Genomic DNA, 22,953 nt, shown 5'->3' with positions numbered 1-22,953 from the left:
GAACTTATGCACCCGCCACAGAATTAATTAAACCTGAAAAGAGCGAAAATACAACTAAAATTCCGAATAGAATGATTGCTGAAATCCATCCGGCTTTTTTGGAGATGCCTCCCGTTTTGTGAAGTCCGATTGCTAATAATACAAAGCTCCAGATGCTGAAAATTTCAAAGGTATTTAACACGCTGGCAAGAGCCCCGTCAGATTGGATAATCCCTGCCAGTGACGTCGTGCTGTAAAGAGGATTCACGTCAGTCGTAAAAGCAACGATTCCGTTCACCAATAATCCGAGACTGCTAATTAAAGAGACAAACAAACCGAGAGAAAGCATTTTTTTGTATGTCGTAACACCGCCTGATGCTTTTACACAGAGCCAATAAATAAGAGGGGCAATAAATAATGCTGCGATACCTCCGATAATTGCGCCTGCCATTCCGCCAAATTTGGTTATTGTTGCGACTGCCTCCATTTGTTCAGCTGATAGCCCTTGCGTATCCTGGCTTTTCAAAAGCTCACTATAATCCGTACCGAGTGATTGCAGCACAGCACCGACGATGATAATTGCTGCGACAATCAAAAGCGGTCCCCATACAGCCGGCCTTTCTCTTATTCTTTCAAATTGAACAGATGGACTTGTGATCACTCCGAAAAGTGAAGGCTTTTCAGCCGACGTTCCGCTGTTTTTTTCTACATTCGTTTCCATTTCAAAACCTCCTTGAGAATATCTATCCAATAGTACGGGAAGGATATCAAAAAGTTTCATGTTTTTCTAATGAATTTCCAAAAGCCTTCAATTTATACTGAAGGCTTTTCATATTATTCTATCGCTGTTCTGTATTGCGCTTTCACAAGCCCGGCATACACGCCTTCTTTAGCGAGCAGCTGCTCATGGTTTCCTTCTTCTATTTTCTTGCCGTGATCAAGAACAATGATGCGGTCGGCATCGCGGATCGTAGACAATCTGTGGGCAATCATCACTGCTGTGCGCCCTTTCAGTAGCGTTTTTAGTGCCTGCTGAATTTTCACTTCCGTCTCTGTATCAATACTTGCCGTTGCTTCGTCAAGGATGATAATAGCCGGATCGGCGAGCAATGCTCTTGCAAAGGAAATGAGCTGACGCTGACCAGCAGACAGTACGCTGCCCCTTTCCTCCACCTCTGTTGCATATCCTTCTGCTAAATCGGAAATAAACTCATCCGCTCCGACCGCTTGGGATGCTTTCATCACCTCTTCATCCGAAGCATTCGGCCTTCCAAAACGGATATTTTCCATGATGGTCCCGGAAAAAATAAATGTATCTTGCAGGACAATGCTGATTTGAGAGCGCAGACTGGCAATAGAGAGATCCTTAATCGGTATACCGTCTATTTTAATGGTGCCTCCGGTCGCATCATAAAAACGGCTGATTAAATTGGCAATCGTCGTCTTTCCGCTCCCTGTATGCCCGACAAGCGCAAGCGTCGAGCCAGCAGGAATAGAAAAGGAAACGGCATGAAGGGCTTTTCGTTTTTCATCATACGAAAATTCAACCTCTTCAAAGCTGATCTGCCCATTTATCTTTTCATTATGAATGGCATTCGGCTTCTCCTTGACATTTGGCTGTTCGTCCAGAAACTCAAAAATCCGTTCTGATGATGCCATTCCCATTAACAGTTGATTATAGACCTGACCCAGTCTCGAAATAGGTTCCCAAAACATCCCCAGGTAGAAAGCGAAAGAAACGAAGACGCCAATCGTAATGGTTTCATTCATAATGAGTGTGGCGCCATACCAAATCAAGACAGCCGTCCCAATCGCATTCGTCATTTCCACCAGCGGACGGAACATGGCATTTTTTTTAGTTGCTTCCCGCCATGATTGGTAGTTCTCCTGATTGACACCGTCAAAATACGCCATGTTTTCTTCTTCCTGCGTAAATGCCTGTGTGACCCGGATGCCTTGGATGCTTTCGTTTAGATGAGAGTTGAGCTTTGATTGCTTGAGCCGTACCGTTTGCCAGGATCGGCGTATTTTTTTTCTGAGACTTGTTGAAATAAAAAACATAATCGGCAATGTCACCATGATAGCTATAGTCAGCTCAGGACTCAGCGTAAACAAAATAATAATCACGCCGGCCAGGAGAAGCAAGTCGGTCAATAAATTGATGACTCCGCTTGTAAATAGCTCCTGAAGAGAGTTAATATCATTCATGATCCTGACTAAGATCGATCCCGCCGACCGCTGATCAAAAAATCGGTGGGATAAGCGCTGCACATGTGTAAATAAATGCTGCCGCAAATCGAAAATGACATGCTGGCCAAGCTGATTCATCCACCTGATTCTTAACACATTGGCGGCGTAATTAAGGACATATAAACCGCTAATGACTAAAATGAGCTGAATCAGCAGCTCCGGGTTTCTCGCCGTAATCGCCTGATCAAGAACATAAACACCGATCAGAATGGGGATCACAAGCTTCACAGCAGTGCCAATCAATACGGTGAGAAAAGAAAGCGGCAAAATGGTTTTTCGATATGGTTTGACATAGCTCAGCAGCCGCCACATTTGAGCCCAGTTAAACGGCTTTTCAATGATTTCATCTGAAGAGTAATAGAAACGCTCTAAAATCCCCTGTTTTTTCGCTTGTTTCATTTGGCCCCTCCCTATCCGACCTCATGCGGCTCATTCATCATTTTGACATCACGGTATTGCAAATCGTAAATCTTTTTATAGTAGCCTTCTTTTTCAAGAAGCTCGTGATGTGTTCCCCTTTCACAAATGCGTCCTTTATTAAAAACGAGAATTTCATCGGCATGTTTCAGTGAAGATATGCGGTGAGCGACGATAAAAGTTGTGCGGTTTTTCATGACTTCTTTTAAAGCAAGCTGTATGCTGTGCTCTGTTTGCATATCTACTGCACTTGTGGCATCATCCAATATTAAAACGCTCGGGTTCAAACAGATGGCTCTCGCAATGGCAATACGCTGTTTCTGTCCGCCGGAAAGCCCCATTCCCCTCTCTCCCAGCATGGTGTCATACCCATCAGGAAGCTCCATAATAAAGTTATGGGCCTGCGCCCTTTTTGCTGCTTCGATGATGTCTTCCATTGAAGCACCCGGCCGCCCATACGAAATATTTGATCGGATCGTGGATGAAAACAGGAAGGATTCTTGAAGTACGACTCCGATATTGGAGCGAAGCGTTTTTAACGAATAATTTGTGATGGGTTTGTGATCAATGGTAATCGTTCCGCTAACAGGGCTGTAAAATCTGGTCAGAAGCTGTGTCACTGAACTTTTTCCCGAACCCGTCGGGCCCAACAGTCCGATTACCTTCCCACTGTTTGCCTCAAAGCTTACATTGCACAGCGCGTTTGTTTGTTCTTTTCCGTATGCAAGAGAAACATTTTTGAAATGGACATCTCCAGTTAATTTTTGTTTACATAAAGCAAGAGGATGATCTGTAATGTCTTCTTCTTTTTCCAGAATGTCGAGCAGGCGTTCACCTGACGCTTTTGCTTGAGAGAACATATTAATGACAAAGCCTAAGTTCATAATCGGCCACATCATATAATTGACAAGGCTGAAGAAAGCAACAAGTTCACCGGGATTGAGCTGATTTTGCATAACCAAGTATCCGCCGTATGAGAGGAGAGCTACTATACTAATGTTACCGATGAACTCCATTAAAGGGAAATACGCAGACCAGATGGAGGATGTTTGTAAATATTGTGCTCTGTATTCCGCATTGGCTTTATTGAAAATACTGACTTGGAAATCTTCTCTGGAAAGAGATTTAACCGTATTGATGCCACTGATATTTTCCTGCACTTTTGTATTGAGCTTTGCAAACGATTTGCGGATGCCTCTGAAGGCAGGATGGACTCTTTTGTCAAACCGATATACCGCAACAGCGAGAAATGGCAGAACTGCTATTGTCACGAGTGTGAGGGGAACAGAATAGTAAAGCATAACCGTAAAGCTGATGGCTACCAGCAGGCAGAAGCGAATGAGCTCAGCGAGGCCGTATGATAAGAAAAAACGAAGCCCTTCAACATCAGCTGTCAGCCTGGACATCAAATCTCCTGTTTTCGCGTTATCATAATAAGAAAAAGAAAGCCGCTGCAGTTTTTCATACAGGCTATTTCTCAGTCGATAAACGGATTTGATTCCAAACATATCACCTAAATATTGGTGAAAAAAGGTAGCGGTTCCTTTCAAGGCCATTACCGCAATAAATCCCAAGCTGACCCATGCTGCAAGCTGATACTGCCTTCCCAGTACGATCTCATCAATCGTAATTTGCAGGATAATCGGATAAACGACAGTAACCGCAGTCATTAAAAGCATGGCTAGAAGCGACCACAAAAACACTTTTCGGTACGGCCAATAATACATTTTTAATCTTTTAAATGTCTCCATATCCAGCACCTTTCCAACATTTATCATCTTTACTATATCGATACCCGAAATAAAGTTCTATTATTTTTCAAAAATTCAGTCTAATTATGGAGTGAGTCTCTTACTTTATAGGGAGTAATATATGTAGAATAAACGCTTACAGAAAATCATTGTATGCTAGGGATACTTGGGGATATGCCAATGACATACAGAAAAACCGGATGGCTGAAATGCCGTCCGGTTTTCATCCCCCGCTGACTGGTGGTATGATGGCCACCGTGTCACCTGAAGTTACAGAGGTATTTTCTTTTACATAGCTTTCGTTAACGGCAATCATAGCCGTATCAAGGGATTCAAGACCATATTGTTCTTTTAGGCTCGCTTTTATTTCATCTATGGTTGCTTGTTCCATATCTATTTCTAGTGCTTGTGTGCCGGCCTGTTCAGCAAGCCCTGCAAATAAAAGTATTTTAATCATGCTGCTCTCCCTCGCTTAGGTCTGGTTTTCCATTTGGATAAGCTGTTGTTTCAAGCTGGTCGCCGATCCATTGCTCACCATCTTCCCAAATTTCTTTTTTCCAAATCGGCACAATCTGTTTAATTCGTTCGATCGCATACTCATTAGCTTCATAAGCAGCTTTGCGATGGGGAGAAGATACAGCGATCACGACCGCTGCTTCACCGATATCCAGCACACCTATACGGTGCGTGATTGCAGCGGAAGCGCCTTCCCATTTTTCTTCGATTTCAGCTCCGATTTGAGCAAGCATTTGCACGGCCATCGGTTCATATGCCTCATATTCAAGCCGAACCGTTCTTTTTCCGTTTGTCCATTCCCGAACCGTGCCAATAAATGTGGTAATTGCCCCTGCTTCCCGTTTCTCCACTTTTTTAATGATGTCTTCAGTAATAATAGGTGTTTTCGTAATCTCAAACCGTTTCATTATGCAGATCCCCCTTCAGCTGTGAAAGCACAAAATCCACGGCAACCGGATCATCCGCATGAAAGACGGGCAATCCCTGATGCTCTGTCATATGCTCTTCTTTCCTATAGATGATGGCGATTATATTTACTGCCTGCAGCGCTTCCAGATCTTCCTTTTCACGTAGGATGACCACTTTAGGATAAGGGGCTTTTTTAAAGCCTTCAATCAGAAGACAGTCTGTTTCGAGAAATTGATATAACTCGATCAGCCGTGCCAAATCCCAATTGCGGCGGACTGTCAGCTGTAACACACCAGCACCTTCTACCGCTGCCACATCAGCACCTGCCACCTTGTAACGGTCCGTGTCTTTTCCTTCGGTGAACGTTTGCGGTTCACCGCCGTGACCATGATGCTTCAGGCAGCTCAAATGAACCCCCTGTTCAGAGGCTTTTTCAAGAATACGCTCGATAAACGTTGTTTTCCCGCTGTTTTGAAATCCTACAACTTGGACGATTGGGAAAGGACGGACCAAGGCCACTCACTTCCATTCTCTTCTCTGATGAGCAGCACTTGAACCGTTCTGCCAGATTCGTAGCCTCTCGTCCCGCCTGGCAGGATAATGAAAGCATTGGCTTCTGCAAGTGACGTGACAGAGCTCGACTTATCTAATCCGACGGGTGTCGCCAACAGCTTCCCTTCCTGATGGTGCACAAATGCACGAACAAATCGGGTAAACGGGTTCGGCTTCGGAAAATCTTTGGCCAGCACAGCTTCCGCACAAATCGAATGCGGTGTTTTATTAAGCAGCCATGTCTGGATCATTGGCTTGACAAACAGTTCAAAACCGACATAGCATGCCGACGGGTTACCTGAGAGGCCAAACAGCAGCATATCGTTTGCATGCGCCACCGTTGTCACGCTGCCCGGGCGCATGGCAACTTTATTAAACAGCACGTCTGCTCCGAGTTTTTCATAGATCGCAGGCAAAAAGTCAAAATCACCGACTGACACACCGCCAGTTGTGATCAGGAAATCCACCTTCTGCATCGCTTCTTTCACTGCAGCAAAGCTTTTATCCAGCTCATCAGAGATTTTCCCTAAATAAAGCGGTGTTGCGCCAGCTTCTATCACTTGTGCATATACCATACTCGCATTGCTGTTGCGGATTTTTCCCGGTTCCAGCGGATCACTGACATTCAGCAATTCGGTACCTGTTGCGATAATCCCGACAACAGGCTTTCTCACCACAGGCACCGAAGCGTATCCGAAAGTTGCCAATAGAGCAGTCACTCCTGGTGTCACCCGGGTGCCCTTTCTTAGTAAAACACTCCCTTTTTGAGCGTCCTCACCAGTTTTTGAAATATTATCTCCCGGCTGAAAGCGGCGCTTTAAAGACATAAATGACTTCCCATTCTCCTCAAAGGTTTGAGTCAGTTCAATCATGACGACTGCATCTGCCCCTTCAGGGATTTGCGCGCCGGTCATAATCCGCACGGCCTGAAACGGACCAAGTTCTTTTTCAGATACTGACCCCGCTCCAATATGGTCAATGACTTCAAACCGAATTGGGTTTTCACGTGAAGCTTCTGCCGTATCGCACGCTCTGACAGCAAAACCGTCGTATGGCGAACGGTCAAACGCGGGTACGTGGTGATCCGCAGTTATATCTTCGGCTAAAAATCGATGAAGGCTGTCTTCAAGCGCCACCCATTCTGTTTCACCTTGTTTTTGAAAATGGCAGACACGCCGAACTGCCTCGTCTACCGGTATCGGTGTTCTTTTCTCCAGCATTCTGACCCCTCCTGTTGTTACAATCCAATCACTCTTGCCAACACGGAATTGGCTTCTTTCACATCATTTGTTCCATGCACCAGTGCCCGTCCGTCATTGAAAATGACAATTCTGTAATCCTCGTAAAAAATATGCAGCAAAAACGAATTAGCCTCAACCTTGCCGATTTTCTTCAGCCGCTTAACGAGTTCCTGTTTCGGGATTCTTTTTAATGATTCCGACCTTACCTGTACTGTATCACGGCCGCATAGTACAGCGGCTTTCGGCGTGTTCCAATCCTGAAGATAGGGATATACCGCATTTGTTCCGCAAGACGGGCAATCCTCACGGCGTACATGATCAACGTTAATCTTCATATGCGAATTGTTCCAGACATCAAATGTCACAAAACCGCGCTGTATTGCTTCTATTTGGCCTGTTAACAACTTTAATGCCTCAGCTTGCTGATATGCTGAAACGATATGCACAGCCGGCGGAATAATGCCGGCAGTATCACACGTCGCCCCGCCGACTGGAATTTGCTCAAACAAACAAGACAGGCAAGGGGTTTCTCCGGGAATGACCGTCATGAACATTCCCTGGCTGCTTACACAGGCGCCATAGACCCACGGTGTCTTTGTTTTCTGGGCAAGATCGTTTATCAGCATGCGGGTTTCAAAATTATCTGTCGCGTCGATCACGACATCTGCTTTTTCAATCAGCGGCTCTAGCGTTTCGGCTGTTCCTTCGGTAACATATGCTTCAATATGTATGTCGCTGTTAATTGCTGATAGATGCTCTTTGGCAGCCATGGCTTTCGGCATGCGGAGTTTGGCATCGCTTTCTGTATAAAGCTGCTGCCTTTGAAGATTACTCCACTCCACATAGTCACGGTCAATAATGGTAACAGTACCGATTCCCGCTCTCGAAAGCCCTTCAGCGCTTGCAGTGCCGAGCGCTCCCGCTCCGACAACCAGCACATGGCTGTCTGCCAGCCTTTTCTGGCCCTCTTCCCCAATTTGCTTAAATCTGATCTGCCGTGAATAACGTTCCTCCATCAAACCTGTTCTCCTTATCTTTTATGTCATCTTATCATGTTATTGCTCCGTCAGTCCCGTCTGAAGGAGTTCAACTTTTCGTCCAAACAGCTAAAATCATCGCGTGTATTAATATTGATAAACTCTGCCGGACTTGCTCCGATATCTTCAGCCTGTACGTAACAAACCGACATTCTGCCTAATAAATCTGATATTCTCAGCCTTTTCTCGGAAAGCTGATCGTATAGAACCGGCATGATACGTTTGTGGTAAATCGCAATCAATGGCTGCATTTGTCCGTCTGAAATCGGGACTACCGCGTCCGTATCGGCAGTCATCAGACGTTTGAGCTCCAGCATCGTCCTTCTTTGTATCAGCGGTGTGTCACAGGAAAGAACAGTATAAAGATCACCGTCGGTCTTTTTAAAAGCGGTATATATACCAGCCAATGGCCCCATGCCTTGAAATGGCTCAGCATCTTGATACACTTCATTTTCACCGTTTTCTTGAAATCTATCTATAAATTCGGGACGGCTGATGATAACCGTATGTTCTCCAAGTGCCTTTTTTGCGCATTCGTAAAGCATCCTGCCCTTCCATTTGACAAACGCTTTCGGTTCTCCAAATCGCCGCGAGGCTCCCCCTGCCAGCAGTACGTTTACATGCTTCATGTCATCTCACCTCTAGTTCGTTAAAAGCATAGCAAAAGCAAAGGCTCAACGCTACTGCTTGTCTGTTTATTAAAGAGGAATAGCTGTTCAGTATTTGCATATTGTAGTGTTAACATCATGAGGGAGATGGTTCGAATGAAAAGATCAGGTCCTTTTTTCCACGACGTGTCTCAGGAGAACCTTTATTTAAAATCCGAGCTTTCAAGGTGCCATAAGCTGATCTCTGAACTTGAAGCAAGCTACTTTCATCAGAAAAATAACAAATTGCTCAAAGAAAATAACGATATGAAAGAAAAACTCCAGCAGTTGTCTGCCGAATTAACACAAATGTCAACAAAAGAAAAACATGCCTCCCACACCAGCCAAACTCTGAACCAAGTAAGAGCTGAACTGCTTGATAAAATCGTTGTTTTACAGGAGCTTCTATCTGCTGAAACCTATAAACGCAGAGCCGAAATCGAAGAAAAACATAAGCTTCATATTGCTAAAATCAAAATCGAAGAAGAAAATAAAAATCTTCATAAACGTATCAGTCAACTTCAGGCCTCTATTGAGCAGGAGCAGAATGCACTGATTCAGGCAAAACAGCAAGCCGAATTGATAAAAACTGAAAACGGGCGTCTAAAAGAGCAAATGGTAGAAAAAGAATATCAGCTACAACATATTAAAATAGAAGTTGATCATATGAAAGATCGAATCATAGAAACGAAAGAAAGATTGCTAGACATCGAAAAAACGAAAGAAAAATTATTTCACGAAACTATTATATCGTATAAACGGCAGCTTGATGAAAGCGATGCCTGGATTGCTTCTCATTTTGCCGATATTGATGGCAACACGAAACAAAAAGAAAAAACAGAAGAAGCTCCAGCGGTCTACGCCCAGCCAAATCATGTAGAAACCATCCTTGAAGATGTCACCAAACAGATACATGTGCTTCAAAAACAGCTTACCCGCGCCCAATCATCAGACCAAGCCATGAGCCAAACAATCGAGGGGCTGAAAAACAGGGCCGCTGAAGAAAAGCCATATCAAAAGTGGGTGTATAAACTTAATCTTGAAAAAGAAAACAAACCTTCACAGAAAAAAACCAAATAAAAAACTGCTTGAGCAATGCCAAGCAGTTTTTCTGTATATTTATTCATTTGCAGATTCAGCTGATTCTGCAGTTTCGATTTCACCTTCTAAAATGTACTGGCCGCGATACGGCTTTTTCACTTCCGGGTACATTTTAATTAAGCTTTGCATAAACGTTGTCATATTAGGGATTTCAAGACCGCTTTCTTTTTCAATCTCTTTTTGAAGCTCGGAGCTTTTAATCGCCGCGTTATGGCGTTTTAATGTTTTAATGGCAGCTTCACGCAGCTTAGCTGCTTTTGATCCCGGTCTTGCCGTTCCTCTTCTTCTTCGTGTTGTTCCGTCTGGTATACCGGCAGGAAGAGAGGAAATAGATTGAAGCTGAGGCTGCACAGACTGCTGCTGTGATTGCGGCTGATAGCTTCTGATTTCCTGAGCCGCAAGCTCAGCGAGAACAGGCAGAGAGTCAGGCTTTTTTTCAGAACGGAAATCCTTTTTGATTTCGGAAGGGCTTCCATTTCTGTCCAGCTCTCTTAATTTTGCGTATATTTTATCACGTTCAATTTGATATTCACGAATGACTTTCACTTCAGCTTCATTTAATTGTTCTAACCGCAAGCGCAAAGCTTCTCTTTCATTAAACATTCCTCAATGTACCCCCTATCAAAATTAACATCTTTAATTAAGATATTAGATTACAAAAGTAATTTTATCAACTATTATTTTAGCATTTTACTATTATATTTACTCTATGAAAAATTCCTTATTTTCTGAAAATGTTTTATTTTTCAAAAGAGTCCTTTATTCTCAAGGGATCAAAGGTCTTTCTAGTTTATTTGGTATAATGTTGAAAATATATATTTTACTTACTTCTTTAAAGAAATTTAGTGTAATATCTACAATTTTCGAGTTATGAGATATGTGATTTATCTAAAATTGAGGAAAAACATCAAAAATTAGCTGTTTTTTTAGCGTATGAATGAAACAAATCATCATTTACTATGCCCAAATCTGGAAAAATAAGCTTCTTACTCTTCTTCCATTGCTTTTTTGCACAAATAAAAACCTGATGAGATCAGGTTTTTAGGAAAAACTATTCAGATACTTGCTCCGTTTCAGCCAAAACACGGTTCACACGTTTCTCAAGCATTTTCATACCGCTACCGCCGGCTTGGAAGTGACGGAGCTGTCCTGTTTTATCAAACACATAATACGCAGGTACATATTCATTTTCAAATGCATCGGTTAAAGCATGGTCACTGTCAACAAAAATCGGCTGAGTGATATCCTGTTCAGCAGCTGTTTCTTTAATTTTACCAAGGTCAAGATCATCTTCGGAACGGGGCATATGCACAGCTACAACATTCAGTTGATCTTTATATTTATCACGAAATTCATTCACTTGCGGCATTGCTTCTTTACACAAGTGACAGCTGATGGACCAGAAATGAATAAGCGTCGGTTTTTCCCCGATCAATTGCTCTCTCGTCACTTCACCATTTAACCAAGCTTTTTCTCCCGTCAATTCAGGCATTGGCTGACGTAATTTCATTGCATTTCCCTCCTATTAAACAGAAAAGCCTAACGGATATGCTAAACCTTTCGTTCTTAGAAAGATTTACAGTGTTTTTTGGCCTGGTTTCCAGTTAGCCGGACAGAGTCCGCCAGTCTGCAGCGCCTGAAGAACACGAAGCGTTTCATCCACATCACGCCCAATGTTGTTATGGAAAACAGTTTGATATTGAAGCTCCCCTTCAGGATTCATAATAAACAATCCGCGTAAAGCCACACCTTCTTCTTCGATTAAAACGCCATATTCACGGGATACCTCATGGTTTGTATCAGCAGCAAGCGGGTATTTCAGCTGGCCAAGACCGTTTTCTTTGCGGTCTGTATTGATCCAAGCTAAATGAGTATGGATCGTATCAGTTGAAACCCCGATGACTTCTGCATCAAGATCTTCGAACTCGTCATAGCGGTCAGACATTGCTGTAATTTCTGTCGGACAAACAAAAGTGAAGTCCATTGGATAGAAAAACAACACCGTCCATTTGTCGTTTTTCATGTTTTCCTCAAGACTTACTTTGCCAAATTCTTTGCTTGCAAGGACTGCTTCCATTTCAAAACGAGGAGCTTGTTTACCTACCATACGTTCTGCCATATGTATCCCTCCAATTTATTGTTTGGCTTAAACGTCGACATTTCATAAAAACAAAGGTTTATTAACCATATTTTGTTACATTGCAACACCATTATATAAATGCAGATTTCGTAAGTCAATTTTTAACAAATCATGTATGTCTTTGGCTTCGACATTTTTGAATAAAACGTTTAACATGGTCATGTACAGGGTATCTAGTCTCAATGTGCAGCAATCAATTCAGAAAAGGAGCTCAACATGGACTTTATTAATCAATATGATTGGGCGGGACTTATTACAAATGCCGGTGTTCTGCTCATTAAACTCGCTATTATGATATTGCTCTATTTTATCGTTCGATCATTAGGCATAAAAATCATTAAACATCTATTTGCAAAATTCGAGGAGCAGAATAGTTTGTCTATCGGACGTGCACATACGCTCCGAAGCCTGACTCTTAACATATTTGCCTATACATTGATTTTCATATTCTTCGTCATGGTTCTTGATTTGTTTCATTACGATCCAAGCGCTCTTTTAGCGGGGGCAGGAATCGTCGGCCTGGCTGTCGGATTTGGCGCCCAAGGACTTGTCAGTGACATCGTGACAGGTTTTTTTATTTTGCTTGAGAAACAATTGGATGTCGGAGATTATATTACGGTTTCTACCTTTGACGGAATTGTCGAACAGGTTGGCTTAAGAACAACTCAAATCCGCAGCTTTGACGGAACACTGCATTACATCCCCAACAGAAATATTACAAACGTGAGCAACCATTCACGGGGAACCATGCAGGCACTTGTTGACATTAAAGTGCCGGCTGAAAGAAACATTGATGAAATGATTCACATTTTACAGCAAGTATGTGATGAAACGGCAGCCGCTCTTCCGCAAATAAAAGAAGGCCCAAATGTCATCGGGATTCAAGAACTGGGGACTTCTGAAATTGTGTTCAGAGTCATTGCGAAAACAGAAAATATGGAACAGTGGCGAGTCGAGCGAGTGCTTAGAAAGGAAATAAAAACCGCGCTTGACCGCGCTTTTCCTAAAGAAACTGAATAATAAAAGAACCGAAGCTCTTTGCTTCGGTTTTTATGTTACTGAATTCTGCTTTCAACTTCGCTGCAAATTTCTTCAGCCGTCATCCCGGAAGCTGTAATGACAGGTGCTTGTGTTACCGTATCGGCTATCCCTTGCACATTATTATCAAGGCCTGTTACGACACAGCAGTCACAGCCTTGTGCATCGGCAGGGCTTTTCATCATCACAACGTCATATCCTTTTTCTTTTAAAGCAGCTTCTACATCTGATAACGATTGTTCAATTCCAATTTTTTTAGCCATTATTGAACACCTCCGTTTACTAGAGTGCTCATTTTATGGAATTTTATTCTTTCATTTGTACTTAATTGGCATAAACAGAAAAATAACCGGTCATGACATTAACCGCTGTTTCTATCGCATTTTCATCGGGGTTCAGCTTAGCGTGATGAAGCCCGTGTTCAGAATCAGCGCCGAGCCAGAACATAAAGCCGGGATATTTTTTCAGCATGTAGCCAAAATCCTCTCCCGTCATTGCTTCTTTTGCTTCAATTACTGTCGCCAGTTGATGTTCAGCAACAAAAGACATAAATTCTTCTGTCAGTCCGCTCGTATTGTAAACTTGGTGATATACAGACGGATAAGTCACTTTTCCTTTGCAGCGGAATCCAATTTCGATTCCTTTCACTATATCTTCAATCCGTTCCTTTACCTGTTTCATCGATTCTTCAGAAAGCGTGCGAATCGTGCCTTCCAGGTGGGCCGTTTCGGCAATGATATTTTGTGCCGAGCCTCCGGTAATGGTACCAACTGTAATAACAGCGCTGTCTAGCGGATCTGTGTTTCTAGAGATGATCGTTTGCAGCTGGGTGACAAGTGTACTTGCCGCTACAACCATATCCTCAGCCAAATGCGGATATGCCGCATGTCCCCCTTTGCCTTCCAGATCGATGACAAGCTCTGATGTATTCGCAAATAGAAGGCCGCTTTTTGTCGAAATGGTGCCTACCGGAAGCTCTGGTGCAATATGAAGCGCAGTGATGAAATCAGGCTGCCACTTTTTTAATACATCGCTCTCAAGCATTGGTTCCGCACCGCCAGGCCCTTCCTCTGCCGGCTGGAACAGAAAAAGCAAATCATGTTTGACTGGATGGTGAACAAAATGATCAATAATGCCGAGCGCAATCGTCATATGCAAATCATGTCCACAGGCATGCATGTTGCCGGGATGCTCTGATGCGAATGGAAGACCTGTTTGCTCTTCAATGGAGAGCGCGTCGATATCCGCTCTGTACGCCAGCATTTTTTCCGGCGCCGTCCCGTTCACCTTTACAAAAAGCCCTGTTCGCCATTTTTCAATTTCAATTCTGTCTTTGGGATATTGTTCTAAGACTTGTAATAAATACTGCTGGGTTTTGAACTCCTGAAACCCCAGCTCCGGTATCCGGTGCAAATCTCTGCGGATTGCGATGAGCTCCTCTTTCTTCATTTTTCATTCCTCCTGGCTATACGAATAAGGCGTGGATATATTATCCACGCCTTTTTTATCAAACTTTCCTTACAGCTGGCGTAATTCCTGCTTGATTTCAGTTTTGCCTTTTGTTTTTTCATCAATGTCTTTGATTTTCTTAGCTGGTGTGCCTGCTACAACAGTGTATGGCTCAACGTCGTTTACCACGATCGCTCCAGCAGCAACAACAGCTCCTTTACCTACTGTTACGCCTTCAAGCACAACAGCATTTGCGCCGATGACAACATCGTCTTCAATCACAACCGGTTTAGCGGATGGCGGCTCAATAACACCCGCAAGTACAGAACCCGCGCCGATATGGCAGTTTTTCCCAACAGTAGCTCGTCCGCCAAGCACAACGTTCATATCAATCATTGTGCCTTCGCCGATAACTGAACCGATATTAATAGAAGCGCCCATCATGATGACTGCGTTATCACCGATTTCAACTTGGTCGCGGATGATCGCGCCCGGCTCGATACGCGCTTTGATATTTTTAAGATCAAGCATTGGGATCGCAGAATTGCGGCGGTCATTTTCAACCACATAGTCTTCGATTTTGCTTTGGTTTTCTTCAATTGCTGTTTGAATTTCGCTCCACTCACCGAAAACGACACCAGTGTTTCCGTTGATAAAAGCTTTCGCAGCTTCGCCGAAATTGATGCCTTCCAGCTCACCTTTCACGTAAACCTTTACAGGTGTAGATTTTGTGCTATTTTGAATAAATGAAATAATTTCATTTGCGTCCATCATTTTCATATGTATAGTCCTCCTCCTGATTTTCTACCTCATTACTGTATCAAAGGAAAGATACAAAGACAAGAAAAAAAGGAACAGCCGCTTTAGCAGTTCCCGGTGGGCGATCAGACAGCGCACCCGCTTTTCTTAGCGAATTGTTTCCCGAAGTTTATTAATTCATCCTCTTCTTCACCTTCAGGATTATTTTCGATTTTTACCGAAGGGAGCACAATATCGCCACCGCGTTCTTTTATTTTTGCCTCAAGCGTATCAACCGCTCCACAGAAAAATTCATATGCTGTATCACCGGAACCGAATACAGCGCATGTTTTGCCGGAAAAATCAATCTCATCCATGTCTTCAGCCAGATCTAAAAATTCATCAGGCAGATCGCCGTCTCCCCACGTATAGGTTCCCATCATAATATGGTCATAATTGTTAAACAGCTGGGCATCACTAATATCCATTGCTTCGAAACGGTCCACTTCTGCTTCCGCCTCCTGAAGCCCCTTCTCAATCAAATCTGCCATTGCTTCAGTGTTGCCTGACATTGTTGCATAAACGAGCAAAATCTTCGCCAATTCTTTATTCCTCCTCTAATGAATCATTGCAGAAACTTCGTACGGCTGGACAAATTTGCATTCATACAAGCCTGCACAAAAGAAATTCTCTTTCTGATTGGCCACTCTCCATCCATGCCCCTTAATGGTATCGAACCATTTTAACGACCGGGCTTCGAGATCAACCTGGTAAATTCTCGAAAAACCGTTTTCATCTTGTGTTGTAGTGACATATATAATGCCATCATCCTCTGAAAGATCAAGAAATGATTCTTCTTTTCTGATCATACTGGATTGTATGGTGAATTCTTCATCAGTCAAAAGATTCCGTATAGTGACAGCTCCGTGCTTCCCTTTCACAGAACCCATCGCCGCCACCAGCCAATTTTCATTGAACACGAGCATGGATGCCGTCATCCGTTTTTTTTCTTTTTTGACAATTTGGACAGTGTCACACTTAATGCCATAAGCCCATATGCCGCCAAAATATTCGTGTATTTGCGTGCCGATGAAAAGATTGTCCCCATGCAGGCATAACGACCTGATAACAGGAGGATTATCACATTCAGCAAAAGGTTTGGCTACGCGCCATGAGACACCAAAATCATCCGATACATAAATACAATGCTTGCCATGGGCGCAGACAAATCCGTCGTTTCTGCCGGTAATCGCCCACACTGTTGCATTTGTCGGAAAGCTTGACATCGTCCAGGTATTCCCTTCATCAGCTGAACGAATGACCATTCCCTTTTCACCGACGCCAAATAAGTAAGGCCCTATATAACTAATACAGTGTATCTTACTTTTCAAACGAAAAAGCTTTCTCCAGCCCTGCTCCATAGAATAATGAAAAATGCCTTCTCTTTGTACCGCCACAAAATATCCAGAAAACGCCGATGCCGTGACAGCAGTTGCTCCTTTATGAAACATGGCTTTTTTCCTTGCTTATAAAATCTGCCCATGCAAGAAAACCTCTCGCAAACGCTCGGCAGCTTTCCACATCTTCATCTGTTTCAGGGGCTAATTCGATTTTTAGTGTTTCCTGGTAAACAGCAGCTCCCGACTCTTGCAGCATGGCACTGAACAAATTCACCGCTTCGCAAAACTTTGGATAAGAATAATCGCCAGATCCGAAGCAGGCTGTTTTTAAACCATTAAGCTGAAGCTGTTTGACCTCTTCGAAGAAATCCTCCGCCTCGTAGGGCAAATCGCCGTCCCCCCACGTATAAGTGCCAATCAGTACATAATCATAGGATGTTAAAGCCGACGCATCCGCATCGTCTATCTCGACACAATCGATATCCAACTCATATTCCTGAAGCGTTTCTTTTATTATGAAGGCAATGTCTTCTGTATTACCTGACATGCTGGCATATGTAATCAAGGCTTTAGCCATGTTATCACCTCATTAATTGATAATGATTTTCAATATCATATGTATCACTTTAAATGATAATGATTCTCACTGTCAACATATAAATAAAAAAAGACAGCACATCGCTGTCTTTAAAATGGATTTTCCTGATCCAGCATATCCTTTATTACTTGTACAAAAGCTTGGACTTGTTTCAGTTCAAAGGCAGGCTCATAGCCTAATAACCATGTATCCCGACCGATCGGATGCCCTTTCAGGTCTAACAGAGGCATTTTATTCACTTTATCTTCATTTTGAAGGGTAACAGACGGCAAAATGGCATAACCGATTCCGTGCAGCGCCATCTGTTTGCACGTTTCAATCTGATCAACCAATATCGTCTGTTTTGGCGACGTTTTAAATTTTTGGTGCCACCAGTGCTGTATTTCCTGAAAATAAGTGCTGTCACTTTTAAACTGGATAAACGGCCGTTCTGTATGGGCAATATCTTCGATGCAGGAAATTTCAGTATCTACTAAATACAGATGATCTGTCATTAAGTAATCTTTGCGGCCCTTCCACTCAGGGTTGCCTCTTATTATGCCGATATGAACCTGATCCTCATACAAGCTTTTCAGCATTTCGCTGCTCCACCCGGTTATGAGCGAGATCTTTGCATTCGGATACTTTTCAACATACGTCTTCAGGACTTTAGGGAGCCAATGCTGACCGATTATAGAGGCGACGGCAAGCTTCAATGTGCCGTGAATTTCACCTTCAAGTTCATCAATATTTTCTCTTATTCTTTCCTGCTCTAATGTTACATCATTCGCAAACTGAATGATTTTCTCCCCGGCCGGCGTTACCGTTAATCCTTTTTGGGATCTTAAAAAGATTTTTGTGCCCCACGCCTTTTCAATGGTTTGTAAGCGCTGAGATAAAGCCGGCTGAGATACGAAAAGCCGTTCCGCCGCCTTTCTCATGTTTAATTCCTCAGCTAAAACTACGAGCATATGAAGCTCTTGAAGCTGCATGTCGTCCTCCTTTTTATTATCAATAAGTTTTTCTTATCTCCCATTCTAATAAAACCTTAGTTTCTGATTCAAGCCCTATTCTCATTTAAATTATGTATACGCTTTCTTTTTTTGCTCTGTCAATATAATAAAAATAGGCCTTAAAGCCTACTTATTCAATGAGCGTATGTGCTTATTCAATTCCTTTAAAACGACTCTTCTCGTAAAAATTCCTTCAAACACCTGCTCGTCATTTTCAACACAAACAAATCCGTTATTAATGACCATGCCGAATCCCTTCATAATCGGATCATTGATATGAAGGCGCGGAATATCAGTCAGCATGACTTCCTCAACAGTAATTTGGTCAAGCTTTTCAAACTCAATTCTTTCAAGTCCAAAAATACTGTTCATGATCATATTTGTCCCGATTAATCCATGTAAACGATAGGAAGGATCCAGAACCGGGATGGCTGTGTATCCGGTTTTTGTCAGTACTAATAATGCGTGCTCAAGGTTATTTCCGACTTGCACGTGCGCTACTTTGTCCGCCTCAATCATAAATTGTCCGACTGTTGCCTCAAGAAGCTGATCTGATTGTAAGCTTATCATGTTTTCGACCCCTTTTCATTTTCATCATCAATACATTCCCTATATTGCAATAATATAAACTTTATCAGTATTTGTCGAAAAGTTTCCTTTCAATAAAAAAGATACTCTTTGTGGAGTATCAATTATAGGGTGTTCCATTAATTTTCAAATCGAAATCGGTCGTATAGCGTTACAAGTTTTTTGTAGGTGGTTCCGTCAACGTTTTTGGTCCCTGTCTCTATATCGTTGATCTCACTGCTTAATAGCTCGATGGCATACTCATGGTTGATCAGGATATTCAGCAGAAGTTTTTGTTCTTCTTCTGTAAATCGTTCACCGATAAGACTCATTCGCAATCAGGCCCCCTGTTTTATACTGAATACCTCTGAAAGCAAGACAACTTACTTTCAGCTCTACCGCTAGAATAAGTAATCAGAAAACAAACGTCAACCGCATAATTCGACATTCCCCTTGGCATTTCAGCCAGAATTATTTTGTGAAACGATTTGCATAGCTGAATGCAGTGTATGAATCCGGCTTTATTTTGGCCTCAATCCCCATGGAAGTGATACGTCCTGTCATTTCTTGGATCAGATCTTTTGTAAGCCCTTTTTTCCCAATATCCAAGTGGACTTCAAAGGTAAGATCCGCCCCCTCACCGGCAAAGGGCAGGAGCAGATCGGTAATATCCATTAAGTGTCCATCAAGAATATGAGCGGCCGTTTCTTGGCTGTAGGCCGTTTCTAACGAAATCTTTTCCCGAAGGCTATGTATGGGTCTGTTGACTGTATGATTTTTCAAGCAGCCCCAAGCTCCCTTGCCTGTACGATGCAAATGCAATGCGGTAATAAACTTTGTGTAATCACGGTAAACCTGTGAATCGGTTCCGATCGATAACACATAAGAAGAACGGGGATCCTTTTGAACAAAGGATTTAAGCCGTTCCATCACATCTTGAAAGGTCATCTGTGCTTCTGAAAGATTATAAAACAGAAAAGAATCAGCCATCACGACACTCCTTTTCAAGGATTTACAACCATGAAACAAGTATGTTCCTTACATGTTTATTTCGATTACTTTTGCAAAGGCGGAAGCTTCCTTCCTCCTATTTCAGGAATCTTACTGAAGAAGTTCAAAAATTTCGATTGAAACCATGTCGATATTATCAAACGGATATGTGTTAGGTTTTTCACCTTTTTGGAAAACCGTCAGTTCAAACGTTTGATTTTTTTCGAAATATTTAACACTGCATATTTTCTCACCATTCACTTCGAAATAACGCTGCATTGGCTCGTTAGCCGCTTCCGCTGTTTCTTGCAGACTTTGCAGCCGTGTGATGATACCCATTAATTGTGACATTCTAAAAAAAGACTCCTTTCAAAAAGCAACTTCAAATCAACAAGTATTTATTATAATACAAGTTCTATTGAGCATCATACCATAAAGTCGGACAGGATGGCATTTTCCCTGTCGAATTTAAGTAAAGAAAAAAAACGAAAAAAACGATTTTTCTTTAGTTTGAGGCTTTTTTTGAATGTCATGCACACAATTAAGATTTTTTTCGAATTCTTGCAGCATAACAATACCTTTTTGCAACTTTGTCAAAACCTTCTTTTGGATGTGCAGGTGAAATTCCACGCGGCCATACCTCTTGGCAGTTATATTGGATAGAAGTGATAAAACAATTTGAATGAAATACGTAATCATTCCACAGAGAATTTTCCGCCTAACCTGGTGCAGCAGTGTCAGAGGTATTCGGCACTGAATGTTCCTTTCTGTGTTAACCGTTTACCACTAGTTAGGTTTATTGTTTCAGTGGATTGTCCTATGCTTTGACAAATAAAAAAACTTGGCGGGGGTAGCGCCAAGTTTTTTCGGATCTTGATCTGATAGAGGGGTTGGGGAACAGAGAGTAGCTTCTCTCTATAATTAAATGATAATGATTCTCAGTATCAATGTCAATCGTTTTTTGATATTTTTTTCAATTCATAAAAAAAAACGGCCTTTCAGCCGTTAAATCAGTCCGTCCTGCTCATATAAATAAGAATATGGCAAGTCTATAAATAAATACATTTGATCATCCATCGGATATGAAAACGTTCTAATCATTTCACCTGTTTCCAAATCACTATACAGATCACTGAAAAAACCTTTTCTGAGATTTCTCATTCGCATAATGTTCTCCAAAAAATAAGGACGCCAGCTCCAGTTTTTCTCCGCATATTCTGGCTGATAAATCCATTCTCCATCTTGCTTAAACACATTTCCCGTCAGCTGATCGCCTTCCCCATCACACATGTAAATTCTAAAGCTGCAATCTGTCAGCTCTTCCGCCAGTTTTTTAATAAAATCATCATCAGAAGACAAATTGTTTTTTCTCAAAAAGGTCACAGCTTGATGCACTCGTTTGTAAAACTGTTCGGAATGCTCATAGACGGTTTCCAGCTTCTTTTTCTCATGTGTGATAAATTGGTGAAATTCAGTTTTAAGTCTATGTTTCAATACATCTCTCTCTAGAAACGTTTCAGATGGAGACACCAAGTAATAGCCCTGAAAGTAGCGGCCTCCGTTTCTCCAGGCGTACTGAAGCTGGAAGTTCGCCTCAATATCTTCATACAGCAGCGCCGCCCCGATTTTTCTTGCTAATAAAGAGATGCTGTACAGCACATGCTCATATGACGGTGATGGCTGTGATACTTTCAGCGCCTGCAAATCGATTTTTAACAGATCTGGTGAGAGCAGCGCGATTCTGTCCAAGTTGCTGCTTTCTTTTCCGATATTGTCAACTGCGATTTTGATTCCGTATGTACGATAGTATGCAAGCATATGGTAGAGCTGCTCAATATCCCCTTCAAAATTGTGCTCTGTAATTTCTAGCACAAAACGGTGGAGTTCGATTCCCTTTGCTTCATATTCTTTCAGAAGCTCAAGAAAGCTTTCACCATGATCCAGCATCAGCAGATTGGCATCCTGATTCATAAAAATCAGCAGATCAGAATCGGCCTCTAAAAAGCGGTCAAGAGCCTGGCGGATAATTCTGTTATCAACCTCTAATTTATATTCTTCGGGTATCCCCGCGTCTAAAAAGAAGGGCCCGAGACTTTGGATTTCTGAATCTGCCAAAATTCGTCCAAGCACCTCATATCCGACGATCTTCTGTTCCTCGGCACTGAAAATCGCCTGGTAATACGGAAGGACATCATCAATGTTCGTTAAAATATCAAGTGGATCCAACATGTTATCACCTGCTTCTCTATCTTTGTCTGATTATACCACATTGAATCCAAAGATTAATATTCTTAAAACGGATAAGGATTCAGCCATTGCCCCCCGTCCATTGTGATACAATCCCCGTTTATATAGGATGCTTCATCTGAAAGCAAAAATGCTGCCAGAGCGGCGATTTCTTCCGGTGTCCCCAGCCGGCCGAGCGGCACACTGTTTATAGTGCGAGCCTTTGCTTTTTCCGATTCAAATAGTTTCTCAGCACCGCCTGTTCGTTCAATCGGGCCGGGAGCTATCGCGTTTGTGCGGATGCCGTATTGACTCCCCCACTCAACGGCCAGCGTTCTTGTCAGTGACAATACCCCCGCTTTGGCTGCAGCGGAATGAACGACCCCTGCTCCCGCTCCCCAAGCGTACGTGGCTGCCATATTTAAAATGACACCCTGCTGCTTCTGGTCAATCCAATGCCTTGCCGCGGCTTGGCTGCAAAAAAATGTACCGTTTAAAACAATATCAATAACGGCTTTCCACCCATTGGGCGTTAGCTTTTCTGCCGGACAAATAAAATTACCGGCCGCATTGTTAATCAGCGCATCAAGCCGGCCAAAGACTTTTACCGCTTCTGTAATCATGTCTGAAGCGGCGGAATCAGAACGGACATCCATTTGAAAACAGGCGACCTGCCCCTCAAAGGTCTCAATTTCTTTTTTTGTTTCTTCAAGTGCTTCATGGTTTCTGCCTGTCACCATAACGTGCCATCCTAATTCAGCTTGTTTTTTTGCCATCGCTTTTCCCATACCGCTTGACCCGCCGGTAATAATAACCGCCTTTTTTTCCATGTTTCTCCCCTCCTGTTGTGAATGAGTATTCATTCAATATTATTCTATCATTATACCCCTTTCTCTGTCAGTACATGCTGATATGA

At 42.6% G+C, this 22,953-nt stretch carries 27 protein-coding genes; 2 read left to right on the top strand and 25 right to left on the bottom strand.

Features of this window, described 5'->3' with window-relative positions; genetic code table 11:
- Window positions 1–4: 4 nt before the first annotated feature.
- The 9 genes from yknW to JQX68_RS08095 form a co-directional block, all read right to left on the bottom strand.
- A complete protein-coding gene (gene yknW / locus JQX68_RS08135; protein WP_014663812.1) occupies window positions 5–700 on the bottom strand; it encodes a YknW family membrane protein in 696 nt (231 codons plus the stop codon).
- A gap of 113 nt (window positions 701–813) precedes the next feature.
- A complete protein-coding gene (locus tag JQX68_RS08130; protein ID WP_147771849.1) occupies window positions 814–2,628 on the bottom strand; it encodes an ABC transporter ATP-binding protein in 1,815 nt (604 codons plus the stop codon).
- 11 nt (window positions 2,629–2,639) lie between these two features.
- A complete protein-coding gene (locus tag JQX68_RS08125; protein ID WP_147771848.1) occupies window positions 2,640–4,397 on the bottom strand; it encodes an ABC transporter ATP-binding protein in 1,758 nt (585 codons plus the stop codon).
- A 223-nt stretch (window positions 4,398–4,620) separates the two neighbouring features.
- Window positions 4,621–4,854, bottom strand: coding sequence for a molybdopterin converting factor subunit 1 (gene moaD, locus JQX68_RS08120; protein WP_014663809.1), 234 nt, complete (start codon window positions 4,852–4,854; stop codon window positions 4,621–4,623).
- Entirely contained in the window at window positions 4,847–5,320 is a 474-nt protein-coding gene (locus JQX68_RS08115) for a molybdenum cofactor biosynthesis protein MoaE (RefSeq protein WP_014663808.1), read from the bottom strand. Before JQX68_RS08115 ends, moaD begins: the two co-directional genes overlap by 8 nt.
- The gene (mobB, locus tag JQX68_RS08110) at window positions 5,307–5,840 is read right to left on the bottom strand and encodes a molybdopterin-guanine dinucleotide biosynthesis protein B (RefSeq protein ID WP_147771847.1); all 534 of its coding nucleotides are present in this window, start codon (window positions 5,838–5,840) and stop codon (window positions 5,307–5,309) included. The genes JQX68_RS08115 and mobB overlap by 14 nt, the downstream gene beginning before the upstream one ends.
- Window positions 5,801–7,093, bottom strand: coding sequence for a molybdopterin molybdotransferase MoeA (locus tag JQX68_RS08105; RefSeq protein WP_147771846.1), 1,293 nt, complete (start codon window positions 7,091–7,093; stop codon window positions 5,801–5,803). Before JQX68_RS08105 ends, mobB begins: the two co-directional genes overlap by 40 nt.
- Before the next feature lie 17 nt (window positions 7,094–7,110).
- Window positions 7,111–8,130: a molybdopterin-synthase adenylyltransferase MoeB gene (locus JQX68_RS08100; RefSeq protein ID WP_151256996.1), complete on the bottom strand. Its 1,020-nt coding sequence runs from the start codon at window positions 8,128–8,130 to the stop codon at window positions 7,111–7,113.
- Window positions 8,131–8,180: 50 nt separating this feature from the next.
- A complete protein-coding gene (locus JQX68_RS08095) occupies window positions 8,181–8,780 on the bottom strand; it encodes a molybdenum cofactor guanylyltransferase (RefSeq protein WP_147771844.1) in 600 nt (199 codons plus the stop codon).
- Window positions 8,781–8,915: 135 nt separating this feature from the next.
- Between JQX68_RS08095 and cse15 the strand changes: the two genes are divergently transcribed.
- Entirely contained in the window at window positions 8,916–9,878 is a 963-nt protein-coding gene (gene cse15, locus JQX68_RS08090; RefSeq protein ID WP_147771843.1) for a spore protein Cse15, read from the top strand.
- A gap of 39 nt (window positions 9,879–9,917) precedes the next feature.
- On the opposite strand, the gene rok is transcribed toward cse15, so the two are convergent.
- The 3 genes from rok to ahpA all read right to left on the bottom strand — a co-directional run bounded on the left by rok (window position 9,918) and on the right by ahpA (window position 12,018).
- Window positions 9,918–10,502 (bottom strand): transcriptional regulator Rok, encoded by a 585-nt coding sequence (gene rok, locus JQX68_RS08085; protein WP_014663802.1) that lies wholly within the window; start codon window positions 10,500–10,502, stop codon window positions 9,918–9,920.
- 448 nt (window positions 10,503–10,950) lie between these two features.
- Window positions 10,951–11,409, bottom strand: coding sequence for a thiol-disulfide oxidoreductase YkuV (ykuV, locus tag JQX68_RS08080; protein WP_147771842.1), 459 nt, complete (start codon window positions 11,407–11,409; stop codon window positions 10,951–10,953).
- Window positions 11,410–11,475: 66 nt separating this feature from the next.
- Complete coding sequence (gene ahpA / locus JQX68_RS08075; protein ID WP_014663800.1) at window positions 11,476–12,018, bottom strand: biofilm-specific peroxidase AhpA; 543 nt, start codon at window positions 12,016–12,018, stop codon at window positions 11,476–11,478.
- Window positions 12,019–12,255: 237 nt separating this feature from the next.
- Here ahpA and mscT point away from each other — a divergent pair, with 237 nt between their 5' ends.
- Entirely contained in the window at window positions 12,256–13,059 is an 804-nt protein-coding gene (gene mscT / locus JQX68_RS08070; protein WP_014663799.1) for a small-conductance mechanosensitive channel protein MscT, read from the top strand.
- 35 nt (window positions 13,060–13,094) lie between these two features.
- Here the strand turns inward: mscT and JQX68_RS08065 are convergent, their stop codons facing one another.
- The 13 genes from JQX68_RS08065 to fadH all read right to left on the bottom strand — a co-directional run bounded on the left by JQX68_RS08065 (window position 13,095) and on the right by fadH (window position 22,867).
- Window positions 13,095–13,340, bottom strand: a complete 246-nt coding sequence (locus tag JQX68_RS08065) for a YkuS family protein (RefSeq protein ID WP_003232382.1) — start codon at window positions 13,338–13,340, stop codon at window positions 13,095–13,097.
- Window positions 13,341–13,401: 61 nt separating this feature from the next.
- Window positions 13,402–14,526 carry an N-acetyldiaminopimelate deacetylase gene (locus tag JQX68_RS08060; RefSeq protein WP_014663798.1) on the bottom strand — a complete coding sequence of 375 codons (1,125 nt, stop codon included), beginning with the start codon at window positions 14,524–14,526 and terminating at the stop codon, window positions 13,402–13,404.
- A gap of 69 nt (window positions 14,527–14,595) precedes the next feature.
- Window positions 14,596–15,306 (bottom strand): 2,3,4,5-tetrahydropyridine-2,6-dicarboxylate N-acetyltransferase, encoded by a 711-nt coding sequence (dapD, locus tag JQX68_RS08055; RefSeq protein WP_014663797.1) that lies wholly within the window; start codon window positions 15,304–15,306, stop codon window positions 14,596–14,598.
- 104 nt (window positions 15,307–15,410) lie between these two features.
- The gene (locus JQX68_RS08050) at window positions 15,411–15,866 is read right to left on the bottom strand and encodes a flavodoxin (protein WP_040083277.1); all 456 of its coding nucleotides are present in this window, start codon (window positions 15,864–15,866) and stop codon (window positions 15,411–15,413) included.
- A gap of 15 nt (window positions 15,867–15,881) precedes the next feature.
- Complete coding sequence (locus tag JQX68_RS08045) at window positions 15,882–16,775, bottom strand: WD40/YVTN/BNR-like repeat-containing protein (protein WP_147771841.1); 894 nt, start codon at window positions 16,773–16,775, stop codon at window positions 15,882–15,884.
- On the bottom strand, window positions 16,765–17,241 hold the full coding sequence (locus tag JQX68_RS08040; RefSeq protein WP_014663794.1) for a flavodoxin: 477 nt from the start codon (window positions 17,239–17,241) through the stop codon (window positions 16,765–16,767). The genes JQX68_RS08045 and JQX68_RS08040 overlap by 11 nt, the downstream gene beginning before the upstream one ends.
- Window positions 17,242–17,351: 110 nt before the next feature.
- Window positions 17,352–18,233, bottom strand: coding sequence for a transcriptional regulator CcpC (gene ccpC, locus JQX68_RS08035; protein ID WP_014663793.1), 882 nt, complete (start codon window positions 18,231–18,233; stop codon window positions 17,352–17,354).
- A gap of 147 nt (window positions 18,234–18,380) precedes the next feature.
- Complete coding sequence (gene cbpB, locus JQX68_RS08030; RefSeq protein ID WP_003218674.1) at window positions 18,381–18,824, bottom strand: cyclic-di-AMP-binding protein CbpB; 444 nt, start codon at window positions 18,822–18,824, stop codon at window positions 18,381–18,383.
- Between the two features lie 137 nt (window positions 18,825–18,961).
- Window positions 18,962–19,159: an AbrB antirepressor AbbA gene (gene abbA / locus JQX68_RS08025; RefSeq protein WP_010886502.1), complete on the bottom strand. Its 198-nt coding sequence runs from the start codon at window positions 19,157–19,159 to the stop codon at window positions 18,962–18,964.
- A 133-nt stretch (window positions 19,160–19,292) separates the two neighbouring features.
- Complete coding sequence (locus JQX68_RS08020) at window positions 19,293–19,811, bottom strand: ribonuclease H-like YkuK family protein (protein WP_014663792.1); 519 nt, start codon at window positions 19,809–19,811, stop codon at window positions 19,293–19,295.
- Between the two features lie 111 nt (window positions 19,812–19,922).
- Complete coding sequence (locus tag JQX68_RS08015) at window positions 19,923–20,162, bottom strand: YkuJ family protein (RefSeq protein ID WP_003218671.1); 240 nt, start codon at window positions 20,160–20,162, stop codon at window positions 19,923–19,925.
- 654 nt (window positions 20,163–20,816) lie between these two features.
- Window positions 20,817–22,040 (bottom strand): EAL domain-containing protein, encoded by a 1,224-nt coding sequence (locus tag JQX68_RS08010; RefSeq protein WP_040083280.1) that lies wholly within the window; start codon window positions 22,038–22,040, stop codon window positions 20,817–20,819.
- Window positions 22,041–22,102: 62 nt separating this feature from the next.
- Window positions 22,103–22,867 carry a 2,4-dienoyl-CoA reductase gene (fadH, locus tag JQX68_RS08005; protein WP_014663789.1) on the bottom strand — a complete coding sequence of 255 codons (765 nt, stop codon included), beginning with the start codon at window positions 22,865–22,867 and terminating at the stop codon, window positions 22,103–22,105.
- Window positions 22,868–22,953 lie beyond the last annotated feature (86 nt).

Source organism: Bacillus sp. LJBS06, from assembly GCF_016924995.1.
GTDB lineage: Bacteria > Bacillota > Bacilli > Bacillales > Bacillaceae > Bacillus > Bacillus stercoris.
The sequence above is the reverse complement of the archived record's forward strand: the minus strand, read 5'-3'. Positions and strand labels throughout refer to the sequence as shown.

Coding starts and splice junctions, on each gene's coding strand:
- yknW (WP_014663812.1), bottom strand. CDS start 700: ATGGAAACGAATGTAGAAAAAAACAGCGGAACGTCGGCTGAAAAGCCT.
- JQX68_RS08130 (WP_147771849.1), bottom strand. CDS start 2,628: ATGAAACAAGCGAAAAAACAGGGGATTTTAGAGCGTTTCTATTACTCT.
- JQX68_RS08125 (WP_147771848.1), bottom strand. CDS start 4,397: ATGGAGACATTTAAAAGATTAAAAATGTATTATTGGCCGTACCGAAAA.
- moaD (WP_014663809.1), bottom strand. CDS start 4,854: ATGATTAAAATACTTTTATTTGCAGGGCTTGCTGAACAGGCCGGCACA.
- JQX68_RS08115 (WP_014663808.1), bottom strand. CDS start 5,320: ATGAAACGGTTTGAGATTACGAAAACACCTATTATTACTGAAGACATC.
- JQX68_RS08105 (WP_147771846.1), bottom strand. CDS start 7,093: ATGCTGGAGAAAAGAACACCGATACCGGTAGACGAGGCAGTTCGGCGT.
- JQX68_RS08100 (WP_151256996.1), bottom strand. CDS start 8,130: ATGGAGGAACGTTATTCACGGCAGATCAGATTTAAGCAAATTGGGGAA.
- JQX68_RS08095 (WP_147771844.1), bottom strand. CDS start 8,780: ATGAAGCATGTAAACGTACTGCTGGCAGGGGGAGCCTCGCGGCGATTT.
- cse15 (WP_147771843.1), top strand. CDS start 8,916: ATGAAAAGATCAGGTCCTTTTTTCCACGACGTGTCTCAGGAGAACCTT.
- rok (WP_014663802.1), bottom strand. CDS start 10,502: ATGTTTAATGAAAGAGAAGCTTTGCGCTTGCGGTTAGAACAATTAAAT.
- ykuV (WP_147771842.1), bottom strand. CDS start 11,409: ATGAAATTACGTCAGCCAATGCCTGAATTGACGGGAGAAAAAGCTTGG.
- ahpA (WP_014663800.1), bottom strand. CDS start 12,018: ATGGCAGAACGTATGGTAGGTAAACAAGCTCCTCGTTTTGAAATGGAA.
- mscT (WP_014663799.1), top strand. CDS start 12,256: ATGGACTTTATTAATCAATATGATTGGGCGGGACTTATTACAAATGCC.
- JQX68_RS08065 (WP_003232382.1), bottom strand. CDS start 13,340: ATGGCTAAAAAAATTGGAATTGAACAATCGTTATCAGATGTAGAAGCT.
- JQX68_RS08060 (WP_014663798.1), bottom strand. CDS start 14,526: ATGAAGAAAGAGGAGCTCATCGCAATCCGCAGAGATTTGCACCGGATA.
- dapD (WP_014663797.1), bottom strand. CDS start 15,306: ATGAAAATGATGGACGCAAATGAAATTATTTCATTTATTCAAAATAGC.
- JQX68_RS08045 (WP_147771841.1), bottom strand. CDS start 16,775: ATGTTTCATAAAGGAGCAACTGCTGTCACGGCATCGGCGTTTTCTGGA.
- JQX68_RS08040 (WP_014663794.1), bottom strand. CDS start 17,241: ATGGCTAAAGCCTTGATTACATATGCCAGCATGTCAGGTAATACAGAA.
- ccpC (WP_014663793.1), bottom strand. CDS start 18,233: ATGCAGCTTCAAGAGCTTCATATGCTCGTAGTTTTAGCTGAGGAATTA.
- cbpB (WP_003218674.1), bottom strand. CDS start 18,824: ATGATAAGCTTACAATCAGATCAGCTTCTTGAGGCAACAGTCGGACAA.
- JQX68_RS08020 (WP_014663792.1), bottom strand. CDS start 19,811: ATGGCTGATTCTTTTCTGTTTTATAATCTTTCAGAAGCACAGATGACC.
- JQX68_RS08015 (WP_003218671.1), bottom strand. CDS start 20,162: ATGTCACAATTAATGGGTATCATCACACGGCTGCAAAGTCTGCAAGAA.
- JQX68_RS08010 (WP_040083280.1), bottom strand. CDS start 22,040: ATGTTGGATCCACTTGATATTTTAACGAACATTGATGATGTCCTTCCG.
- fadH (WP_014663789.1), bottom strand. CDS start 22,867: ATGGAAAAAAAGGCGGTTATTATTACCGGCGGGTCAAGCGGTATGGGA.